The 19308-nt window shown below is 37.2% G+C and carries 19 protein-coding genes; 10 read left to right on the forward strand and 9 right to left on the reverse strand.

The annotated features are described in order from the left end of the window. Positions 1 to 100: 100 nt before the first annotated feature. A complete protein-coding gene (locus IEV57_RS07365) occupies positions 101 to 532 on the forward strand; it encodes a hypothetical protein (RefSeq protein ID WP_188441198.1) in 432 nt (143 codons plus the stop codon). Positions 533 to 606: 74 nt separating this feature from the next. On the opposite strand, the gene IEV57_RS07370 is transcribed toward IEV57_RS07365, so the two are convergent. The 3 genes from IEV57_RS07370 to IEV57_RS07380 are packed head-to-tail and all read right to left on the reverse strand — an operon-like array spanning position 607 to position 3318. After that, positions 607 to 1797 carry an ATP-grasp domain-containing protein gene (locus IEV57_RS07370; RefSeq protein ID WP_188441200.1) on the reverse strand — a complete coding sequence of 397 codons (1191 nt, stop codon included), beginning with the start codon at positions 1795 to 1797 and terminating at the stop codon, positions 607 to 609. Positions 1798 to 1825: 28 nt separating this feature from the next. Next, positions 1826 to 2218 carry a DUF2141 domain-containing protein gene (locus tag IEV57_RS07375; protein WP_229744261.1) on the reverse strand — a complete coding sequence of 131 codons (393 nt, stop codon included), beginning with the start codon at positions 2216 to 2218 and terminating at the stop codon, positions 1826 to 1828. A gap of 23 nt (positions 2219 to 2241) precedes the next feature. Then, entirely contained in the window at positions 2242 to 3318 is a 1077-nt protein-coding gene (locus IEV57_RS07380) for an AMP-binding protein (protein ID WP_188441205.1), read from the reverse strand. A gap of 94 nt (positions 3319 to 3412) precedes the next feature. Here IEV57_RS07380 and IEV57_RS07385 point away from each other — a divergent pair, with 94 nt between their 5' ends. Then, on the forward strand, positions 3413 to 4252 hold the full coding sequence (locus IEV57_RS07385) for a 1,4-dihydroxy-2-naphthoyl-CoA synthase (protein ID WP_188441207.1): 840 nt from the start codon (positions 3413 to 3415) through the stop codon (positions 4250 to 4252). Positions 4253 to 4509: 257 nt separating this feature from the next. Then, entirely contained in the window at positions 4510 to 5346 is an 837-nt protein-coding gene (locus IEV57_RS07390) for an alpha/beta hydrolase (protein ID WP_188441209.1), read from the forward strand. Positions 5347 to 5465: 119 nt separating this feature from the next. On the opposite strand, the gene IEV57_RS07395 is transcribed toward IEV57_RS07390, so the two are convergent. Together IEV57_RS07395 and IEV57_RS07400 are read right to left on the reverse strand one after the other, a co-directional pair. After that, positions 5466 to 6803, reverse strand: coding sequence for a PAS domain S-box protein (locus tag IEV57_RS07395; protein WP_188441211.1), 1338 nt, complete (start codon positions 6801 to 6803; stop codon positions 5466 to 5468). A gap of 189 nt (positions 6804 to 6992) precedes the next feature. Continuing rightward, entirely contained in the window at positions 6993 to 7799 is an 807-nt protein-coding gene (locus tag IEV57_RS07400; RefSeq protein ID WP_188441213.1) for a universal stress protein, read from the reverse strand. 236 nt (positions 7800 to 8035) lie between these two features. Between IEV57_RS07400 and IEV57_RS07405 the strand changes: the two genes are divergently transcribed. From IEV57_RS07405 to IEV57_RS07420, 4 genes are all read left to right on the forward strand, one after another. After that, on the forward strand, positions 8036 to 9481 hold the full coding sequence (locus IEV57_RS07405) for an MBL fold metallo-hydrolase (protein ID WP_188441215.1): 1446 nt from the start codon (positions 8036 to 8038) through the stop codon (positions 9479 to 9481). Positions 9482 to 9559: 78 nt separating this feature from the next. After that, positions 9560 to 10435, forward strand: coding sequence for a sterol desaturase family protein (locus IEV57_RS07410; RefSeq protein WP_188441217.1), 876 nt, complete (start codon positions 9560 to 9562; stop codon positions 10433 to 10435). Next, on the forward strand, positions 10432 to 10683 hold the full coding sequence (locus IEV57_RS07415) for a hypothetical protein (RefSeq protein ID WP_188441219.1): 252 nt from the start codon (positions 10432 to 10434) through the stop codon (positions 10681 to 10683). Before IEV57_RS07410 ends, IEV57_RS07415 begins: the two co-directional genes overlap by 4 nt. Before the next feature lie 65 nt (positions 10684 to 10748). Further along, positions 10749 to 11084 carry a rhodanese-like domain-containing protein gene (locus IEV57_RS07420; protein ID WP_188441221.1) on the forward strand — a complete coding sequence of 112 codons (336 nt, stop codon included), beginning with the start codon at positions 10749 to 10751 and terminating at the stop codon, positions 11082 to 11084. 52 nt (positions 11085 to 11136) lie between these two features. Here IEV57_RS07420 and IEV57_RS07425 read toward each other — a convergent pair whose 3' ends face one another. Continuing rightward, complete coding sequence (locus IEV57_RS07425) at positions 11137 to 11430, reverse strand: TIGR03643 family protein (protein WP_188441223.1); 294 nt, start codon at positions 11428 to 11430, stop codon at positions 11137 to 11139. A gap of 39 nt (positions 11431 to 11469) precedes the next feature. Between IEV57_RS07425 and IEV57_RS07430 the strand changes: the two genes are divergently transcribed. From IEV57_RS07430 to IEV57_RS07440, 3 genes are read left to right on the forward strand one after another with little or no spacing between them, the layout of a single operon-like run. Beyond that, positions 11470 to 12939 (forward strand): cryptochrome/deoxyribodipyrimidine photo-lyase family protein, encoded by a 1470-nt coding sequence (locus IEV57_RS07430; protein ID WP_188441225.1) that lies wholly within the window; start codon positions 11470 to 11472, stop codon positions 12937 to 12939. Between the two features lie 59 nt (positions 12940 to 12998). Next, a complete protein-coding gene (locus tag IEV57_RS07435; RefSeq protein WP_188441227.1) occupies positions 12999 to 13241 on the forward strand; it encodes a DUF6364 family protein in 243 nt (80 codons plus the stop codon). A gap of 2 nt (positions 13242 to 13243) precedes the next feature. After that, entirely contained in the window at positions 13244 to 13675 is a 432-nt protein-coding gene (locus IEV57_RS07440; RefSeq protein WP_188441229.1) for a type II toxin-antitoxin system VapC family toxin, read from the forward strand. 142 nt (positions 13676 to 13817) lie between these two features. Here the strand turns inward: IEV57_RS07440 and IEV57_RS07445 are convergent, their stop codons facing one another. The 3 genes from IEV57_RS07445 to IEV57_RS07455 all read right to left on the reverse strand — a co-directional run bounded on the left by IEV57_RS07445 (position 13818) and on the right by IEV57_RS07455 (position 19182). Then, complete coding sequence (locus IEV57_RS07445) at positions 13818 to 15461, reverse strand: DUF8832 domain-containing protein (RefSeq protein ID WP_188441231.1); 1644 nt, start codon at positions 15459 to 15461, stop codon at positions 13818 to 13820. A 6-nt stretch (positions 15462 to 15467) separates the two neighbouring features. Then, on the reverse strand, positions 15468 to 16664 hold the full coding sequence (locus IEV57_RS07450) for a hypothetical protein (protein ID WP_229744262.1): 1197 nt from the start codon (positions 16662 to 16664) through the stop codon (positions 15468 to 15470). A 343-nt stretch (positions 16665 to 17007) separates the two neighbouring features. Beyond that, positions 17008 to 19182: a penicillin acylase family protein gene (locus IEV57_RS07455; RefSeq protein WP_188441233.1), complete on the reverse strand. Its 2175-nt coding sequence runs from the start codon at positions 19180 to 19182 to the stop codon at positions 17008 to 17010. Positions 19183 to 19308: the final 126 nt, after the last annotated feature.

Genomic DNA, 19308 nt, shown 5'->3' on the forward strand with positions numbered 1-19308 from the left:
TAAAACTTATCAAGAATACTTACCATTTGCATCATTTTCTTTTGTTTGATCCCTATAATTTTTTTAAATTAATTCTTAATAAATCACAAAATAACGCACTATGGAAAACAAGAATTTTAAGTCTGTTGGAATTTGGTTGGATCAGTCCAAAGCCCATTTTATAGGTTTCGAGGAAGGTGAGGCTACGTTTATAGAAACACTCATTTCCCCCCACGAAAGAATAAAGCGTGAGGAAGGTGAAGAGAATGATACTTCAAGGTTTTCTCCAAATCCTTCATATTTGTCAAATAACGAGTATCGAAAAAATAACATCACCCAAAACGAACTGAATGAATATTATAAGATGCTAGAAGACAAAATTGGTAAGTTTGATGATATCCTTCTTTTTGGACCTGGAACAGCTAAAGATCAATTCAAAAACAGGTTAGGAGAGAATAAAGCATTCGGTAAAAAATGGATTTCTGTACAGAATGCTGATAAAATGACCGATAATCAGCTTTTGGCTTTTGTAAGAGAGTTTTATAAAAGTTGATAAATAGACTATTAAGCCTTCGCGTTCTTTTAAATCATAATATTTACTTTTATGCGAAGGCTTATAGAATTTCATTAACTCAATAAATCAACTTCTTTAAATTTGATATACTTCTCCAAGTCATCGTGAAGGATATCCCGCAATTCCTTTTCATTCTCTTTCCTCGTCTCGGTGAAAAGAAACCCAAAAACTCCAAATTGATTTAAAGGATATTTTCTTACATGAAGTGGATTTTCAAAATCATTAGCAATCGCCTCATAATCGAATGATTCAATTTCTTCCAATTTGAATTTGGCCTGCTTGTCTAGAAGAATTAGACTGTATTTTTTATCTTTTCTGTTTTGGAAAATTGCTTTCCAATCAGGTTTTTTGGACTCAAAGAAATATTGATAGGAATTCACACCGTAAGCAAACCAAGTCAAATCAGCAGTCGTACACCAACCTCCAAATCGCATAGGGTTGACCTCAATTGGGATAATTTTACCGGTTGAATCCACACGTATTTCGATATGCAAGGGGAAATTTCTGATCGTCTTCTTACTTCCAATGGCACGCAAAAACTCCATCAATTGATCATGAAGTTGATTGATGACTTCCTCCGAACTATAATACCAACGGTCGCTGACATCTTTTTCGGAGATAAAGACATGATGAAGGATATTTAGGATAACAGGCTCTCCATTTTTATCGAAATAGCAATCAAAAGCGTATTCTTCCCCTCGAATATATTCCTCCAATAGAAAATCCGTATTGTCAATGACCTCTTTTGGATAAAGTGCTTGCGTGTTTTTTATCTCTTGTTGAATTTCAGCTACAGTCTGTGGCCAATCATCGGCATGATCAACTTTGTGTACAGCGATGCTGAAAAAACCCACAGCAGGTTTTACAATCAAAGGAAATTTCAATTCTGAAACATCTAATGATTCCAATTCACCAAATGGAACTGATTGAAAAAAGTAATCAGGGTAAATATCTTTGATCAACTGCCTGAATTTGTATTTATTCTTAAAAAGTTCAATCAACTGAGGGAATCTCGTGCCGCTTGCATTTCGCTGAACCCAGCTTATGGAGTTTTCTGAGTTCGTATAGATGGAGATTTCTTCATTTTCTTGAATCTGAGCTTTTGCAGCATCCTCAGAAATCCAGTTGATGTTTCGGTTTTTAGCCAATTCCTTAGCCTCGGATGTTGCAACTACTGGAAATTGAAATTGCTCAATGGTTTCTAAAAGAAAATCGGAAACAAATGGGTAATCTAATAAAATCATATGGGGGAATTTTCCTGTAAAGGTAATATTATCTTAATTTAATGTTGATTTGTTTTACATCTTTGGTAAGTTTAAATGCGGCTTTTTCAAAACTTGGAGCACCGACAAGGCTCGCTGCATTATTTGAAAAACCATAGCCGTCTTTAGGGATTCCAAATGTGTTTGTTCTCAGCTTTCCTGTATTTTGGCTGTCGTGAAAAAGTGAAATGGCATAAGTCCCTTCTGGAAGATTTTTGAAAGTGTGAGTGGCTTTATTATTTATGATTTTGATAGAGGCATTTTGAAAAGCCAGTTTAGGTTGATCAGGGAAACCCTCAGGTCCTTGGAAAAGCAGTATTCTGATCACCCCATTTGAATTGGAAATGTTGTTGACTGTCAAAGTGAGTTCTTGATGATCATTTGAAGAGTTAGTTCCAGACATAAGAAAAAGAGTCAGCAATAAATTCAAAAGCATATTTGAGAAGTTTTTGTTCGGTTAATTTTTCCTGAGTCAGTTTTGACAAATTCAGGTAAGAAATAGATGTTTTTCGGACAATGGTATTTTTGTAATTTACCTTTAAGCTCAGTTAGCAATTCCTGCGCCTTTTTTTCCTCTTTTGAGGAGGTCTCAACAAATAAAACTACCTTTTCCCCTAACTTTTGATCTCTTTGCCCAATGACAAAAAAGGAAACATCTCCATAAATAGGATTGATATACTTACCCAATTGAGCTTCTAAACTTTCCGCTTGGATTTTTATCCCGCCTGAATTGATAGTAAAATCAGCTCTCCCAATCCATTTAAAGGAATGCATATCAATTAACTGAACTAAGTCATTCGTCTGCAAGCGTTTTTCCTTAGCCATTGGAGCTTCAACCCATAGTCTATTTTCATGATCAGTTCCAATGCTTACGTCAGGTAGAATTCGATAGACTAATTCGATTCCTTCAATTTTGGCTAAGGCTACATGGGAAACTGTCTCAGTCATGCCATAAGTTTGATAAGCATTGATTTCTGATTGAATGATTCTATCAATCAAATCAGCTGAAGAAGGAGCACCGCCAATAATAAGGATTTTGATGTTGGGGAGTTTTTCTCTAGCATCTTTATCAGCGAGACAGGCTTCTACTTGAAGAGGAACCATGGCACAGAAATCGAATTTTTGGGCTTTATCAAAGTTCTGTAAAGGATTCATTTCAGGTGGTGTCAAATAGATGTCAGCATCCCAATTCATTCCTCTTACCAACATCATTTTCCCACCAATCATCTGAGTATTGAGACAAACTAATATTTTTGAACCTAATTCAATTTTAAAAAATGATTGAGTAGCCGATGCTGAAACTTCCATTTGAGATCTGCTGATAGTGATCTTTTTTGGAGTTCCTGTAGATCCAGAGGTTTGGAGTTCAAATTCTTCTTTACCATTCAGCCAATCTTGACAAAAGGCCAAAGTTTGATCAATATACTCGTCTTTAACAAACCAATTTCCAGTCTTTATTTGCTCAAATGTATAATTCTGATTGTTGTAGATGAAGCTGCCCATAATTTTTGATTGCCACAAGATAATGCCTTTCTTAAAATTCAACAAAATTCAAGCAAGCCTGTTATCTTGCAGAAAAATAAAAAAAGGAAAAATCATGACTATCGATTGGAAAACCGAAAAGGAATACGAAGATATAACCTACAAAAAATGTAACGGAGTAGCCAGAATTGCCTTCAACAGACCTGAGGTAAGAAATGCTTTTCGTCCAAAAACCACAAGCGAATTGTATGATGCTTTTTACAATGCGATGGAAGACACTTCGATCGGTGTAGTTTTACTTTCGGGTGAAGGTCCTTCTCCGAAAGATGGGGGGTATGCATTTTGCTCCGGCGGCGATCAGCGTGCTAGAGGACATCAGGGATATGTGGGCGAAGATGGCTATCACAGATTGAATATCCTTGAGGTGCAGCGTTTGATTCGATTTATGCCAAAGGTAGTGATCGCAGTTGTACCAGGTTGGGCAGTAGGAGGTGGGCATTCACTTCATGTGGTGTGTGATTTGACTTTGGCTAGCAAGGAACATGCGATTTTCAAGCAAACGGATGCTGATGTGACGAGCTTTGATGGGGGATACGGTTCAGCGTATTTGGCCAAAATGGTAGGTCAGAAAAGAGCGAGAGAAATATTTTTCTTAGGAAGAAACTACTCAGCACAAGAAGCCTACGACATGGGTATGGTCAATGCGGTCATTCCTCATGATGAATTAGAAAATACGGCTTATGAATGGGCTCAGGAAATTCTAGCTAAGTCTCCAACTTCTATCAAAATGCTCAAATTTGCATTTAATTTGACGGATGATGGTTTGGTTGGTCAGCAAGTTTTTGCAGGTGAAGCAACGCGCTTAGCTTACATGACTGATGAAGCCAAAGAAGGTAGAAATGCATTCTTGGAAAAGAGAAAGCCGAATTTCAAAGATGTCAAATGGATTCCTTAAAAATTTAGATTTTAGAAGGTAGATTTCAGATTGTAATGGAAGGAAAGTAGTTTGGCTAAAGCCATAAGCTAGCTCTGTAAAACTCTAAAGGATGGGCTAAAGCACCATCCCAATTGATTTAAAAAAGCTTTCTTTATTTCAATTGCCTCCTGCTTTAGCTGGAGTAAATATAAATGTCAAGATTCAAAAGGGGCTTTAGCCAAATCTAAAATCTAAAATCTAAACTCTACAATCTTAAATCATAAACCCGTACTCACATGAAGCACTTCGAAACAGCTTACACAACCCACGATAAGAAGGAATTGTACCTACAAGCATGGATGCCGGAGGTTCCCAAAGCTGCACTGTTGTTGGTTCATGGATTGGGGGAACATAGCAGTAGGTATCAGCATTTTGCTGAGAGGCTGGTTCGAGAAGGAATTGCTGTATTTACTTTTGATGGGAGAGGTCATGGTAAATCATCTTTACCGAAACCGACTGCTTATTTTGAAAATTATGAAGATTATCTCAAAGATATTGATGCCTTATTTTACAAAGTAAAATCGTTTTGTAAGGGTTTACCCACCTTTATCTTCGGTCATAGTATGGGAGGTGGACTTGTTGCAAAATATGTTCTTGACTATAATTCAAATGCTAATGGAGTCATTTTGAGTGCTGCGGCATTGAAACCTGCAGATAATATATCCAAGGCTTTGATTGCCATTTCTTCTTTTGTAAGTAAGCTGGCTCCAAAATTAAAAGTACTCAAGCTTGATAGTAAATTGATCTCACATGATCCAGAAGAAGTCAAAAAGTATGATGAAGATCCACTGGTATATTCAGAGGCTATACCGGCAAGGACTGGTTATGAATTATTGAGATTGATGCGGGAAACGGAAGATAAATTTAATCAGTTTAACCTTCCAGTGCTGATTCTACATGGAACGGATGACCAACTCACCAACCCACAAGGTAGCGAAATGCTTTTCAGAAAGGCGAATGTGGAAGACAAGACTTTTCTTAAATATCCTGGCCTTTATCATGAATTACTCAATGAATTTGAGAAAGAAAAAGTCCTAGAAGATATATTAAAATGGATCAATGAAAGGTTATAAATATTATTTTCATATCTATCGGCTTTCTTAACAGTAGCCATTTATAATATTATATGAAGTCCATTATAATCAGCTGTAGTTTGTTGGCAGTTGACTAATGATTATTATTTTTCATTGTTTTATTCTGTTGCCTGTGTTATCTCCCTGATTTTTCCGTCTAGTCTTTCAGATTCAATTAAGATGGCTTCGAAAAATTCATTTACTTGTTCTTCTTCAAGACAATCTCTTTCCGCTAACAAGACCTGCACTAGTCCCATCAAGTTAGCTAGTGGGCGACGCACCTCGTGACTTTGAACCCAAGCGATTTTCTTTAATTTATCGTATTGCAGCTCTAAATCTCCTTGGTTTTTTTTGTATTCGGATATATCCTTCACAAGTTGACTGACTCCAATCATTTCATTTTTGGTGTCATAGACTGGATAAAGTGTAAATTCTAACCAAACCCTCTGACTATCTGAAAGGTTAACTTCCTTTTCGAACTTTGAGATACCGCCTTCGAGCGCTTTTTTAAAGTTGATATTGAATTCTATACTTGTTTCTGGAAAAATAAAATCCCTAAAATCATCACCCTCATCCATTGTCTTTTGATGTGCGCTCACACAAAATTCACCAGCGACTTTGTTCATGGCCAACACTTTGAAGTTTTTATCAATTAACACAATACAATCAGGAGTGCAGTCAAGTATAGCTTTAAGTTTGTTTTCTGAGGCTTGTAGTCTAATTCGTGATTTTTGATCTTTTGTATTTTCTCTAAAAATCATGAAAGCACCTTCATCAAAAGGAATGGTGATTCCAACATAAAAAAGATCTAATTCTTTATTATAAGCCTTAAAATCGCTTATTTTTTGGGTTTTCAGTGCTGCCAAGGAAGCATCTAAAAATCCACCTTCTATGTTTGATTCCGATAATAAGTTTACCAAATCATGACAAGATGAATCAGAATTTAGATTGAGAAATCTTTCTGCTGACCGATTATGTGAGACAATTTTGCAGTCTTTATCTAAAAGTATAAAGCCATCTGAAACAGACTCAAGAACTTTAAATGGATTTTTAAAACTCTCAAAACATTGGGTGGAATTATTTTCTTCTAGTCCCTTTTCAAACCCAATTGAAAAAATACCAAGAGGATTATTGTGACGATTTGATAATAATGAAAAAGCCCATTGACTATCAATTGTATCTTTACCGAACGGTTTTTTGAGATCTACTACATAACTTTTGTTTGGGTTTATGATGCAACTTGTTGCTGTCTCAATTGCTTTTTGAATATCTTCCGTAACTACCGTTTCAGTAAAATATTTTCTTTCATGAATGTCATCATAGCTGTTGAATTTTTTACTGAAAAAATCATTCACGTATACATACTTCCCTTCCATGTCCGTAATCACAACATAAAAAAGTCCTGATTTCTGTAACCAATCAGGCAAATAATTTTCAAACTTTGTTAATGACTCCATTTATTAAGCTCCTACTCAGTGGGTAATTAATCCTTAAGATTATTATTTTGTTTTAAAAATAGGATATAAAATCCTTATTTAGAACGTTTTGAATAATAAAAAAATAAGATACAGTTGTATTATTTTGTAATACAAAAAAAGTAATATCAACTAATTACATATAGATTTAACTAGATGTTTTACTGTGGTTTATTTAATAACAAGCAGAGGGAGATGAGTATGATAAGACATTTTTACAGAGTCACTTTCGTCAAATAAATATTCGAAGAAGGTTTTTTTCTTGTAAAACATGACTACCATTGCGTCTAATTTATCATGCAATGTTTCTTCTATTCCAGAAAGAACGGAATTTGCTTGTACGATTTTGGTAGTAAACTGAATTTTTTGAGAATTAGCTGAAAGGTAACTTTCTAAACTGTTGAAATTCGCTTGAGTTTCTTTATTCCTTTCTGTATCCACATGGATAAATTCATAGTGGAAACCCATTTTTTTGGTGATCCCAATTAATTTTTGGTAATATTTATTTTCTGATTGATCAAGTTCAGTCCCAACGACCATTCTAGAGATATTCTCCCATTTTGCTTCTGAAGGGACAGCTATTACAGGAACTTGGCTTTCCTTAATTACGTGTCCTGTGTTAGAACCAAAAAGTGCTTTTTGAATACCACTTGCTCCTTGTGTTCCCATGATAATCAAATCATAATCCTCTCGGAAAGCTTTTGACGTCACCGCTGTGGAAACTGTTCCTTGTACTATTTGATAATCAATTTTAAGACCTTCGTCTAAAGCCAATTCTACAGCTTTTTTCATGGCTTTTTTGGCGTCCGACTCTATGCTATCCACTATTTGCGCGGCATTAGATGCAAAATCATAAACGGCATAAAATGCAAAAAGCAAAGTGATTTGCGTGTCTCCCTGAGATTTTGCCAAGTGTTTGGCGAATGTTAATGCATTGTTGGCATTGTCAGAAAAATCAGTAGGAACGAGGATTTTCATAGTCTTATCAGGTTAGAACAACAATATATGAAAGTTTCAATTTAAGAACTATGATTAAGGTCAGTGAACCATTAAATTTTTGATTCCAAAAATCTTTCATTTTTATTTACAAATAACAGGGTAAATGGACGCGGCTATTGTAACATAGATCACAATTTTCCCTATTTATAAAATGTAATTTTGAGATTATAAGAAGTCAGAATACGTAAAATTGAATTGAAAAATAAGCCACAAATATGCAAAAGCACTTAAAATTTATATTTTCATTAATTTTTGGATTGGCAATTAGTTTCCAATCTAATGCACAATTTGAAAATTTAATCAAAGCAAGGTTACCTCAAAAATCAGAAATCAAACAATTTGAAGATGATGGACTTGCACACTTTAGCTATGCAATCTATGCTGAAGGAAATATTATACTGGTAGATCCAGGGAGAAATCCTCAGCAATATTATGATTATGCTAAGGAAAAAAACGCCAAAATTGTTGGCGTAATAGAGACTCATCCACATGCGGATTTTGTAAGTTCTCACCTTGAAATACATCAGACTACCAGCGCGCCAATTTACATTAGTGAGCTTGTCAATGTTCATTATGATTTTGTAGGTTTTGATGAAGGGGATGTAATTACTTTAGCTGAAGGAGTAAAGTTGAAGGCTTTATTTACGCCGGGACATTCGCCAGATGGAATTTCCATAGTCTTGGAAGAAGATGGGGTTGATATTGCTGTATTTACTGGAGATACACTTTTTATAGGTGACGTGGGTAGACCTGATTTGAGAGAGTCAGCTGGAAGCATTCAGGCACAGCGTACGGAATTGGCGAAAATGATGTACCATAGCACCAGAGAAAAATTAATGAAATTGGATGATGGTGTGCTTGTCTATCCAGCACATGGTGCAGGTTCACTGTGTGGAAAGTCATTAAGCACCGACAAGGTCAGTACTATCGGACAAGAGAAACTCAGTAATTATGCACTTCAGGAAATGACTGAAGAGCAATTTGTTGCTGTCTTACTAGAGGATCAGCCATTTATTCCAAAATATTTTCCTTACAGCGTAGAAGTCAACCGAGAAGGAGCTGAGGCATATCAGAAAGCAAAAGAAAGTGTAAAGATTTTAGCGGAAAACGTGCAGCCAAAAGAGGCTGTAATCATCATTGATGGAAGAAATCAAGCAGATTTCAAAGCAAGCCACATTCCCGACGCTATTAATATCATGAACGGAGCAAAGTTCGAGACCTGGTTGGGAAGTCTTGTGGCGCCAACAGAAGCATTTTATTTGGTAGCTGATTCAGAAGAAGAAGTAGCTGATTTGATCTCAAAAACTACAAAAATTGGCTATGAACCCTTTATCAAAGGAGCGTTTGTGTATTCTGGGAAAAAAGGAGAAAGCATGCCAACATTTGATAAATCGAGTTTTGATAGCAATCCAGAAGCCTTTACTATTTTGGATATTAGAAATAGAGGAGAGGTGGAGCAAAACCAAGTATTTGAAAATGCCATCAACATCCCATTACCTGAATTGATGGAGCGAGCCAAAGAACTCCCAACAGACAAGCCGATCGTAGTACATTGTGGCACAGGCTATAGGTCTGCGGCAGGGAGTAGCATCGTACATCAAATCCTCAAAGGAACAAAAATAATTGATATGGGTTCTGCAATTAAAGAATACAATCAATAAAGACAGTTTGTGGTTTATGGATTTTGATTGAGGACTATCTTCTGGGTAGTCCTCTCTTTTAAATAAGAGTCAATACCTATGGAAAAATATATCAAAATCGTTCAGGATGCCTATTTTGGCTACTTTGATTATCTCAAAAATGAAATTTTATATCCATCTTGGACCAACTACTTTTGGTGGCTTGTTGGCTTGTCTTTAGCAGTTTGGCTTTTGGAAATCTTTTTTCCTTGGAGAGAAAAGCAAGCGATATTACGAAAGGACTTTTGGCTCGATGGATTCTACATGTTCTTCAACTTCTTCTTATTTTCATTAGTGGCTTACAATGCCATTTCAAATATAGCTGTTGAAGCATTCAATGATTTATTGGGTCTTTTTGGCTTAGAAAATATGGTCTCACTCCATGTGGATACATGGCCTACGTGGGCACAATTTCTTCTTCTGTTTGTCCTTGCTGATTTTATTCAATGGAACGTTCACCGAGCTTTACACAAATATCCAGCGCTTTGGGAGTTTCATAAAGTGCATCACTCTGTCGAAGAAATGGGCTTTGCAGCACATCTCAGATTTCACTGGATGGAAACCATCATCTATAAGACTGTGCAATATATCCCCTTGGCAATGATCGGTTTTGGGTTGATTGACTTCTTTATAGTACATATTTTCACCACCGCTATTGGTCACCTGAATCACGCCAATCTTAGGATTACTTATGGTCCTTTGAAATATATCTTCAATAATCCAATCATGCATATTTGGCATCATGCGAAGAAGCTTCCCGAAGGTTCAAAAGGAGTCAATTATGGTTTGACACTGAGTATTTGGGATTACCTCTTTGGTACAGCTTATATTCCCAATGAAGGAAAAAACGAGCCTCTTGGATTTGATGGAATGGAAGATTTTCCAAAGACCTTCTGGTCTCAGATTTCCTACCCTTTTATACAAAAGAAAAAATGAAAGAAACGATTAACAATTGGAGATTCGTAATTCTCCTTTCACTTACGCTAGGATTAGCACCATTTGTACCAGAGCCACATATTTTTGGAAAGGTCAAATGGATTTTGGGTGGGGCAAATGGCATGCAAATGATGGATTGGTTTGATTTCTTCTTTCATGGAACTCCCTTTTTTCTGTTGCTGAGGTTAATCTTCCTGAAACTTAGAGACAAATTCAAACAGGATAAATCAATCCTAAGAGCTAAGTGATAAAGGTTACTGTTTCAAGAAGAGTACTGCCTTAATTTTGTAACACATTAAAGACAAATAGAAATATGTTTAACTTCTTTAAAGCACAACCAAAAAACTATAAGGATCTCAGTTCAGAGGATTTCAAAAATGGGATGACCGCTTCAGACGCTGTTCTGATTGATGTAAGAAGCCAAGGTGAATTCAAATCTGGCAAAATAAAAGGGGCGAGGAATATTGATATAATGGGTTCTGGTTTTGTAAATCAAATTCAAAACCTACCAAAAGACAAAACCTACTATTTGTATTGTCGAAGTGGGAATCGAAGTGGCCAAGCTTGTTCATTGATGGCAAAAAATGGTTTTGAAAATTTAAATAACCTAGCCGATGGAATCATGGGCTGGCCTTATGACATCGTATAAGATTGATTTTTGATTGATAGAAGTAGGTTGATTGAATTAAGCCCGGTAGTTTCTACTGGGCTTTTCTTTTGCTAATTTTATTCATTGTAATTACTTTTTGCCTGCTGCATTTGAAGTGATTGACATCTTCGGAAGCTTTCCCAGCATGCTTTGTTTTTCGACCTTGAACTCTCGCTCGCCACATGCGGAAGGAGGAAGGCTTCATCTCTCTGCGCATGATTTTGATGACGTCTTTTTCTGGAATCCCAAATTGTCGTTCAATGGCATCGAAAGAAGTGCGATCTTCCCAAGCCATCTCTACGATTCTATCTATTTCTTCGTCTTTTAGTGTCTGAATTTTATTCATACTTTTGAAACTTTGCCTAGCTTCAAATGTTTTCAATTTATGCAGGAAGTTAATGTCGTTTGGTTCAAAAGAGATTTGAGATTGAGAGATCACGAACCTTTAAAAAAGGCCATTGAGTCGGGTTTACCAGTGATTCTAGTCTATTTTTTTGAGCCAGAACTTGTAGCGGCACCCCAAAGTGATGACCGTCATTGGCGATTTGCTTTTCAAGGTTTGCAGGACATTAACTTACAATTGGCTTCTTATGACACCAAAGTCCATTTTTATTTCACTAATCCTTTAGAATTCTTCGAAAAACTTTCGCAAACCTATCAGGTCAAAACAGTCTATTCTCATATTGAAACAGGTATAAAAATCACTTTTGACCGAGATTTAAGAATGAAGCGGTTTTTTAAAGAGAATCATATTGTCTGGAAAGAATATGCACAGCAAGGAGTAAAGAGGGGAAGAACAAATCGAAAAAACTGGTCACAGGAATGGTATGCGATGATGTCTCAGCCTGTTCAGAATCCAGATTTAAGAAAAGGGAAATTCTATACCTTATCCAAAGCATTTGAAAGTATACTTCAGCAGGAAGTCATTCCAGAAGCATGGAAGGCAACCAATCCAATGATGCAAAAAGGAGGAGAACTCACGGCTTATAAATATTTCGAATCCTTCTTCGCTGAAAGGGTCAAAAATTACAACAAGCACATTTCAAAACCTGAGTTGAGTAGAAAAGGCTGTAGTCGTTTGTCCCCGTATATCGCTTGGGGAAATCTTTCTATTAGACAAGTTTTTCAAGCAGCCGAAGCAAGAAAAAAGGAAGGTTTTCAAAGTAGAAATCTTACTAATTTTCAATCTAGATTAAGGTGGCATTGTCATTTCATCCAAAAATTTGAGATGGAATGTCGCATGGAAAAGGAGCACGTGAACACAGGTTTTGAGCACTTAGCAAAGCCACTTGATGAAAAGAAAGTCAAAGCATGGGAAGAAGGAAAGACTGGTTATCCTTTGGTGGATGCATGTATTCGCTGCCTCAAAGAAACTGGCTACCTCAATTTCCGTATGAGGGCCATGGTCGTATCCTTTTTGACGCATCATCTTTTTCAAGATTGGCGTGTGGGAAAAGACTTTTTAGCGAGACAGTTTTTAGATTTTGAACCAGGGATTCATTATCCACAGTTGCAAATGCAAGCAGGTGTAACAGGAATCAATACAGTCAGAATTTACAACCCAGTAAAACAGTCCGAAGATCATGATGAAGAGGGTGTCTTTATTAAGAAATGGGTTCCTGAATTAGAAAAGCTTCCAGCTACGTTGCTTCACGAGCCATGGAAAATTACAGGTATAGAACAAGAAATGATGTGCTTTAGGCTAGGAGAGGATTATCCTTTCCCTATTGTGAATTTGGATCAATCAGGTAAATACGCGCGTGATCAAATTTGGAATGCACAAAAACATCCAGCGGTCATCGAAGAAGCCAACAGAGTTTTGAACTTCCATACAGTGCCAAATCGCTGGCCTTGAGCTTTTGATTTTAAATTATTTCACGTATATTGTTATTGATAATTTAATTATTTGCACGTATGTCTAAACTAACTTTAAGTATCGACAATCAAGAAGTAATCGACTGGGCTAAATCATTTGCAAAAGATAACAACACCAGTGTGAGTTCATTAGTGGAGAAGTATCTCCTTTCATTGAAAAAATTTAATGAAAGAGAATTGATTTTATCTGATAGATTAAAATCATTGAAGGATGCTGGTCTGAGACCTAGTGAAAAAGAAATTGAAAAACATTTGTCTAAAAGAAGAAAACGTCAAATGTGATTATGATGAAAAGAATTTTTTTAGATACCAACGTGCTTCTTTCCTTTCATTTTTGTGATGCAGAGCCCATTCAGCAAAAAGCTATTGATCTGATTTTTCAAGAAATTCAAGAAAATAAGCTAAAAGGATTAATCAGTATTGTAACTTTTTATCAGTTGCTTTATTTCTTAGAAAAGAAATATGCTAGTGCCAAAATTGCCTCAAATAGGGCGTATGCCTATCTAGAATTGTTAGAAATCGGAAAATTCGAACCTGAAACTCTTAAGGGAATTTCTTACAATTATTGGCCAGATTACGAAGACGGATTGCAATATGCATCTGCACTGAGTTGCAATGCAGAAGTAATCATAACAACCAATTCTAAAGATTTTTTTGCTTCGAAATTAGAAGTTATCGATCCATTAAATTTTATTCTCCAAAGAGGGATAGTATAGTGTCAGGTTACGTAAATCCGCTTTCCAAAATTTAATTTGATGCACTGATAACTAATCTACTGATAACCGATAACAATTATCAGCAAGATTATTTGTGATAAATTCCCATGCTGGCCTCATTGTGGATAATCATATATTTCAATTACCCCACTTCTACATCAAAAGCACCATTGACAATCTCTCCATTGATTTTGACTTGGATCCAGATTCTGTAATTTCCGGGTTCAGGAAATGAGTAAGGGAAACTTACCATGCTGTGTTCTTCGTGCTCTTCACCGTAGAATTTTTCATGGTCCATATCCGCCATGAGTAATTCATCTCTTTCTTCATCTGTTAAGTCATTCAAAATGCGGATAACATTATCGATGCTGTCCGGAAAACTCAATCCAGATGGAAGGTTATTAAAACCGATCTTTCCTGAAGCAAAGCGATCTTTGAGCATTTGTTGTGAACCCATGGAATAGTTTCCAGTAGGATGGAGGTGGATATAAACAGAACCATCATGCTTTAATACCACTGCATGGCCCATCATTCCCAAATAAGGCTCTAAGTCCGCAGGTTGCCCTTCAGGATCAAAGAGTGCGAAATCAAGCGTGTACAGCTTTCCCGCATCAAATTCACCAGTTTCAGATTCCCAAATGGCTGAATAGCCACCGGGTAAATCTTTCTTGATTCCTGGTTTGCCACAAATCATAATCGCTGCATCTAGCATCTGAGGCTTTTGATCAGAAACCGGATTAGAAAAAGTGAAAGTGTCGTCTCTACCTAACACGAATTCTTTTTGACTGGCAAATGAAAAAGCACCCTTTTCAGGAATCGTCAATTCAGAAACAATAGTCTCTGAAAAGCCTGTAAAACGCGTGATATCTGCGAAAATATGATAATTTCCGGCAGGTAAATCGGGAATGCTTACTTGGTAATTTAAAGTATCGATGCGCTCCGGATGAATATGAGCAAATACATCCAAGTCATTTTTCCGAATCAAAAACATGTGCATCAATTTGCCATGATCCGGCACCATGTAGCTCAATTTTCTGGTAATCCTTCCCTGATTGAGTTCTTTTGGATCTATTGAAAGTAATAATTTATTGCCCTCAGAAGTGGATTCTAAAGTAGTACTTGCTGATAGGGGTTGAAAAAGGTATCTGGAATAAGTTTCTGCTTCTGCATCCCACCAACTTTTCCCAGCCCATAGAATCAAAAGCATACAGATCGATCCCAACGCAATCCCAATTTGATTTCTTCTAATTGAAGATTTACTTCTGATTTCGCCAGGTTCTCGGATACTTTCACTCATGGCCGAACTAATAATCGTGACCATTAAAATCACCAAAAATATACCTAAAGCAGCTAAAATCATCCCCAATTCTTGAGGCATATCTCTTTGTGCGGTAGGCATAGCCATAACAGGAATGATGGTTTCGTAGACTTCTCCATTTTCCTCCAGCATGATCTGCACACTTGATGTACCGGGTTCCATAAACCAAAGCTCACCTTCATATCGTCCTGCTTCACCCTCAACAGGTAGAATCTGATCTGCTTTTGGAGTTCCTTTCAATCCTGCTGACCAATATACTGGTCGAGCTTCAACTTTGAGATTAGCTGGAGCATCAGGAAGAACAATCGTTAAAGTGGCAGTTCCGGGAACCACGTCAGGTGGATTGATATTGGCAAGCACTCTGTAATTGCCAAGGAGTCCTTCGAAAGTCACCCCAGGACTTCCCACATGGCTACTGATAAGAATGCAGACAAATAATATTGAACAAATGCTGGCGAATCTTTTCATAAAATCTTATCTCTTTACCTGTGACATCCAATTTCCCCAAGCCAAAGCAATTCTCGAACTCAAGATTCCTATCAACAAGGCATACAATAAACCGATTCCTAAGTTAAAGATTGAATCAACCGATCCAGGATAAAACATATATCGGTAGTTTCCGTCAGGATTGACAAAATAGGGGAGAGAGAATCTCCCAAAAACCCAACCTCTTGCCTGTTCTGTCAATAGAAATTCTGAGAAATGCCACTGTGTAGGAAGGAAAAGAATCAAAAACGCTACTGCTAACATGGCTGCTAAAAGCCATTTATTCTTATCCTTATATTTTATCATCACAAAATCTACTGCCAATGCAGGAATGACTAGCAGCATTGGGAAATGGTAAGGTTGAAAGCGATCAACATGATTCAAAACAGGGCTTAATAAAGGCTCTGCAGAAAATAATGGAAGCAACCAAACCATTCCTGCCATTGTCAACATATAGATGACAGCCATCTTTGTAGCTGCGAATTTGAATGGTGAAGCCAAGGCCACTGAAACAATAAACAAAGGAAAAACAATCGCCGCTACTTGGTAAGGAAATACCTGATGCATGGAATTAGGATTGAAATATTCTGATGTCAGCGTATAGACCATCACCAAAAGAAACCCCGAGCTTAATGCAAAAAGCCATTGTAAGTGAGTTTTTGTTTGACCATTCATTTTAGATTTCATTCTATTTTGCGTAGAAATCACAGAAATCATTGCTCCAAACTGAATCATAATCATTCCAAGGCCTAAGAGCGCATGTGGAGGAGAAAGAATTTTCACATCTAACCCATATGTATTATGCCACCAATCATCGAAGGGAGCGGAAGTCAGCATGGCAAAAGCGCCCCAAATGCAAAACATCGCACCCAAAGAGCCATGGAAAATCCCCCAAAACTTAATGTTTTCAGCTTTTTCTTCCTTGGAAGCCCAAAAGCTGTTCTTAAGAACTTTTACCCCTGAGAAAACTCCAGAAATCACAGCACCCAAATAAATCACCATATGTGGAGGAGACAACAATCCATCTCTGCCCACAGTCATATGCCAAGAAATATCCCAAAGTAATCCCGTAGCGATGCAAAAGGATGCAAAAACAGAAGCATAAATGTAAGTTGGGATTACCTTTGATTTGGTTTCAATTTGCTCTATCGAAGGAGATAGAACGAGTGTATCGGAGTGGTTCATAGTAGTAAGTCTCTGATGAAGAATAAGATGAAGATAATTAATATTTTCAGAATGGAAATACAAGTAAATAAAGTAATAATTGAAAATAGAGAATAGTGTATTATATCAATTACGAATTACTTGAAAACTTTTTCAACCATTCACTCAGTAACTCAATCAACTCTTAAACTAATCTCCCAATAACTTAATTAACAAGTAACTTCATAGCTTAATCAATCAATCCCTCAATCACCTACTCACCCAATCCCTCAATAATCTGTTAAACTAATCTCCCAATAACTCAATTAACCAATAACTCAATCCCCAATTAACTCAATCATCTAATCCCTTAATCAACTTTTTATCAATAAAGCCCCGGCTTATAGATTACTCTGGCATTTTTTAAGACATCTTCTCTGTAGTAACTTACTTCCTTAAATTCTCCCTTGCTGTACATTTCCGCTTGATCTACAAAATGGGGGGAGAAAGGATTTCCACTTTGACCGCCCGCGAGTAGGGATTTAGCTCTAACTTTTTCTCCGAATTCAACAGCTGCCACAAAGCTATTTCCGACATTTCCGTACCATTTTTTGGTATTTGGATAGGCTCTACTGCCATAAGCAGCTAGTGAACCCCAAAGCGAAGAGTTGTAGCCAACTGGTAAACTCGGTAGGTCATCATAGAATTTCCCTTGAATTTTATTGGTCACACGTTGGAATCTGTTGATTTCTCCCCAAGGCGTATTCCATGTCCCAAAATCTTCTGCCAATCTTTCTACTGCTTTTTCGAATGCCGATATTTTCTGCTCTTCCGTAGTTTCGGTTGCTAGAAAATCAAAAATATAGGTATCCCATGCTCTTTCCATTCTTCTTCCTTCAGCCATCATTTGATTTCCCCAGAACACGGCCAAGGAAGTACCAACAGAATGAATGCCTGTTTTGAGATCCCAATCAGCCAAAATCCCGATTGGCTCCTTTAATTTTTCTTTTCTTGGATCACTAGAAGGAAGTTTACGATAAGCCTGCGCAAGTGCAGGAACCATCGGTTTGAATGCCATCAAAGTAGGCTCGTAAGCTACATCTGAAATCAAACTTTCTAAAGTTAGGTCCTTCGCTTCTGAAAGAATTCTTACCGCATTCAGTCCACGTGCATTTTCTGTATCCCAAGCGACATAGGCAGGATAATCTTCTCTTTTTGGACTGTCTTTTCCCAAAGCATTGAATGGATCTGAGTTGCAATGCTGAATCCATCCATTCTCAGGATTATGGATAAAAAGCATCTCTTCCACCTCGTGCAAACCTTTCCAATCAGTAGCTGGATTGCTGCCATCAACGACATTTCTCCAATCAAACTGAGGATCTCGGACTGGAATGAAGTTTCCGTGATAATAAGCAATACTTCCATCTTTATCCGCGTAAACCGTGCTGTTGGAAGAGTTGGTTTTCAAGTCCATATTGGCTTTGAATTCCGCATGGTTTTTTGTTTTTGTTCTTTTGTAGGATTGTGTAAGCGCTTTTTCTCGCTCCACCATCAAGGCAATCGCAATCCATTTTCCATCATCCTCCCGGATCACTGGCCCATGATGAGAGTAGTAAGCATTGAACTCATGCTCAAGTATTTGCTCACCTTTTTTATACTTTACTGAGATTTTCTTCTCTGTAAATGGTCTCCATTCGTTGCCAAACTTATAGTGGAATTTGCCATTTTTCTTCTCGACGGTTAGCGCAAAATGGTCAATTGCATCTGCCTTGGCTGAAGTGTGCATCCAGCCATTGTACTCATTGAAACCTTGGTAGATAAAAAATTGACCCCAGGTCACTGCGCCATAAGCGTTCAATCCATCTTCACTGACAACATGTACTTCTGGACGAAAATAAAAAGAGGTATGTGGGTTGATCATCAGCATCGCATTCCCACTTTTTGTCAATTTCGGCGCTATCGCAAAACCATTGGAGCCTTTTGGTTCTTCTTCCCAATCTCTTTCGGTGTAAGTTAAAAACGCATGCGCTTTGTTATCATAAAATGTTTTTAATCCATTGGGAGAAATGCTCTCAATGTCTCCGCCTATACTTCCTTCACTAAAAGTAAGCGCCATCCAAGGTTCGAACTTCGTCAAAAGCTTTGGTTTCACCTCAGGATGGGTATGGAGATAATAATTGATGCCTGCCGCCCATGCATTCATCAAATCTTTGAGCCAAGAAGGGCTATTTTCATATTCTTTTTTGACTACTTCAGGATCGATGTAGAGCTTCATTCTCAAATCAACGTAGAGCTGTGAAATCCCTTCGACTTCTGCCATGCGACCCATTGCATTGATAAAATTTGTTTCTACACGATTGAAATCATCTTCACATTGCGCGTAGATCATCCCGAATACCGCATCAGCATCTGTTTTGCCATAGATATGAGGGATTCCATATTGATCGCGGATGATTTCAGTGTTTTGGGCATAGGATTCCCATTTACTTAGCTCAACTTGTGCAAAAGCTTGTACAAAACAAAAGATTCCAACAAGTAGCAATAAAGGTCTTTTAAACATGGTGATTAGGTTATTTCTCTGATTTTTGAATTAAGTGCATAGAACACCTTCAAAAGCTAAAATAATCATTTGATCCGAAATCAAAAGCTGATAGAATTTGAGATGGACAAAATAGGTTTTGGGTGG

The organism is Belliella aquatica, from assembly GCF_014637795.1.
GTDB lineage: Bacteria > Bacteroidota > Bacteroidia > Cytophagales > Cyclobacteriaceae > Belliella > Belliella aquatica.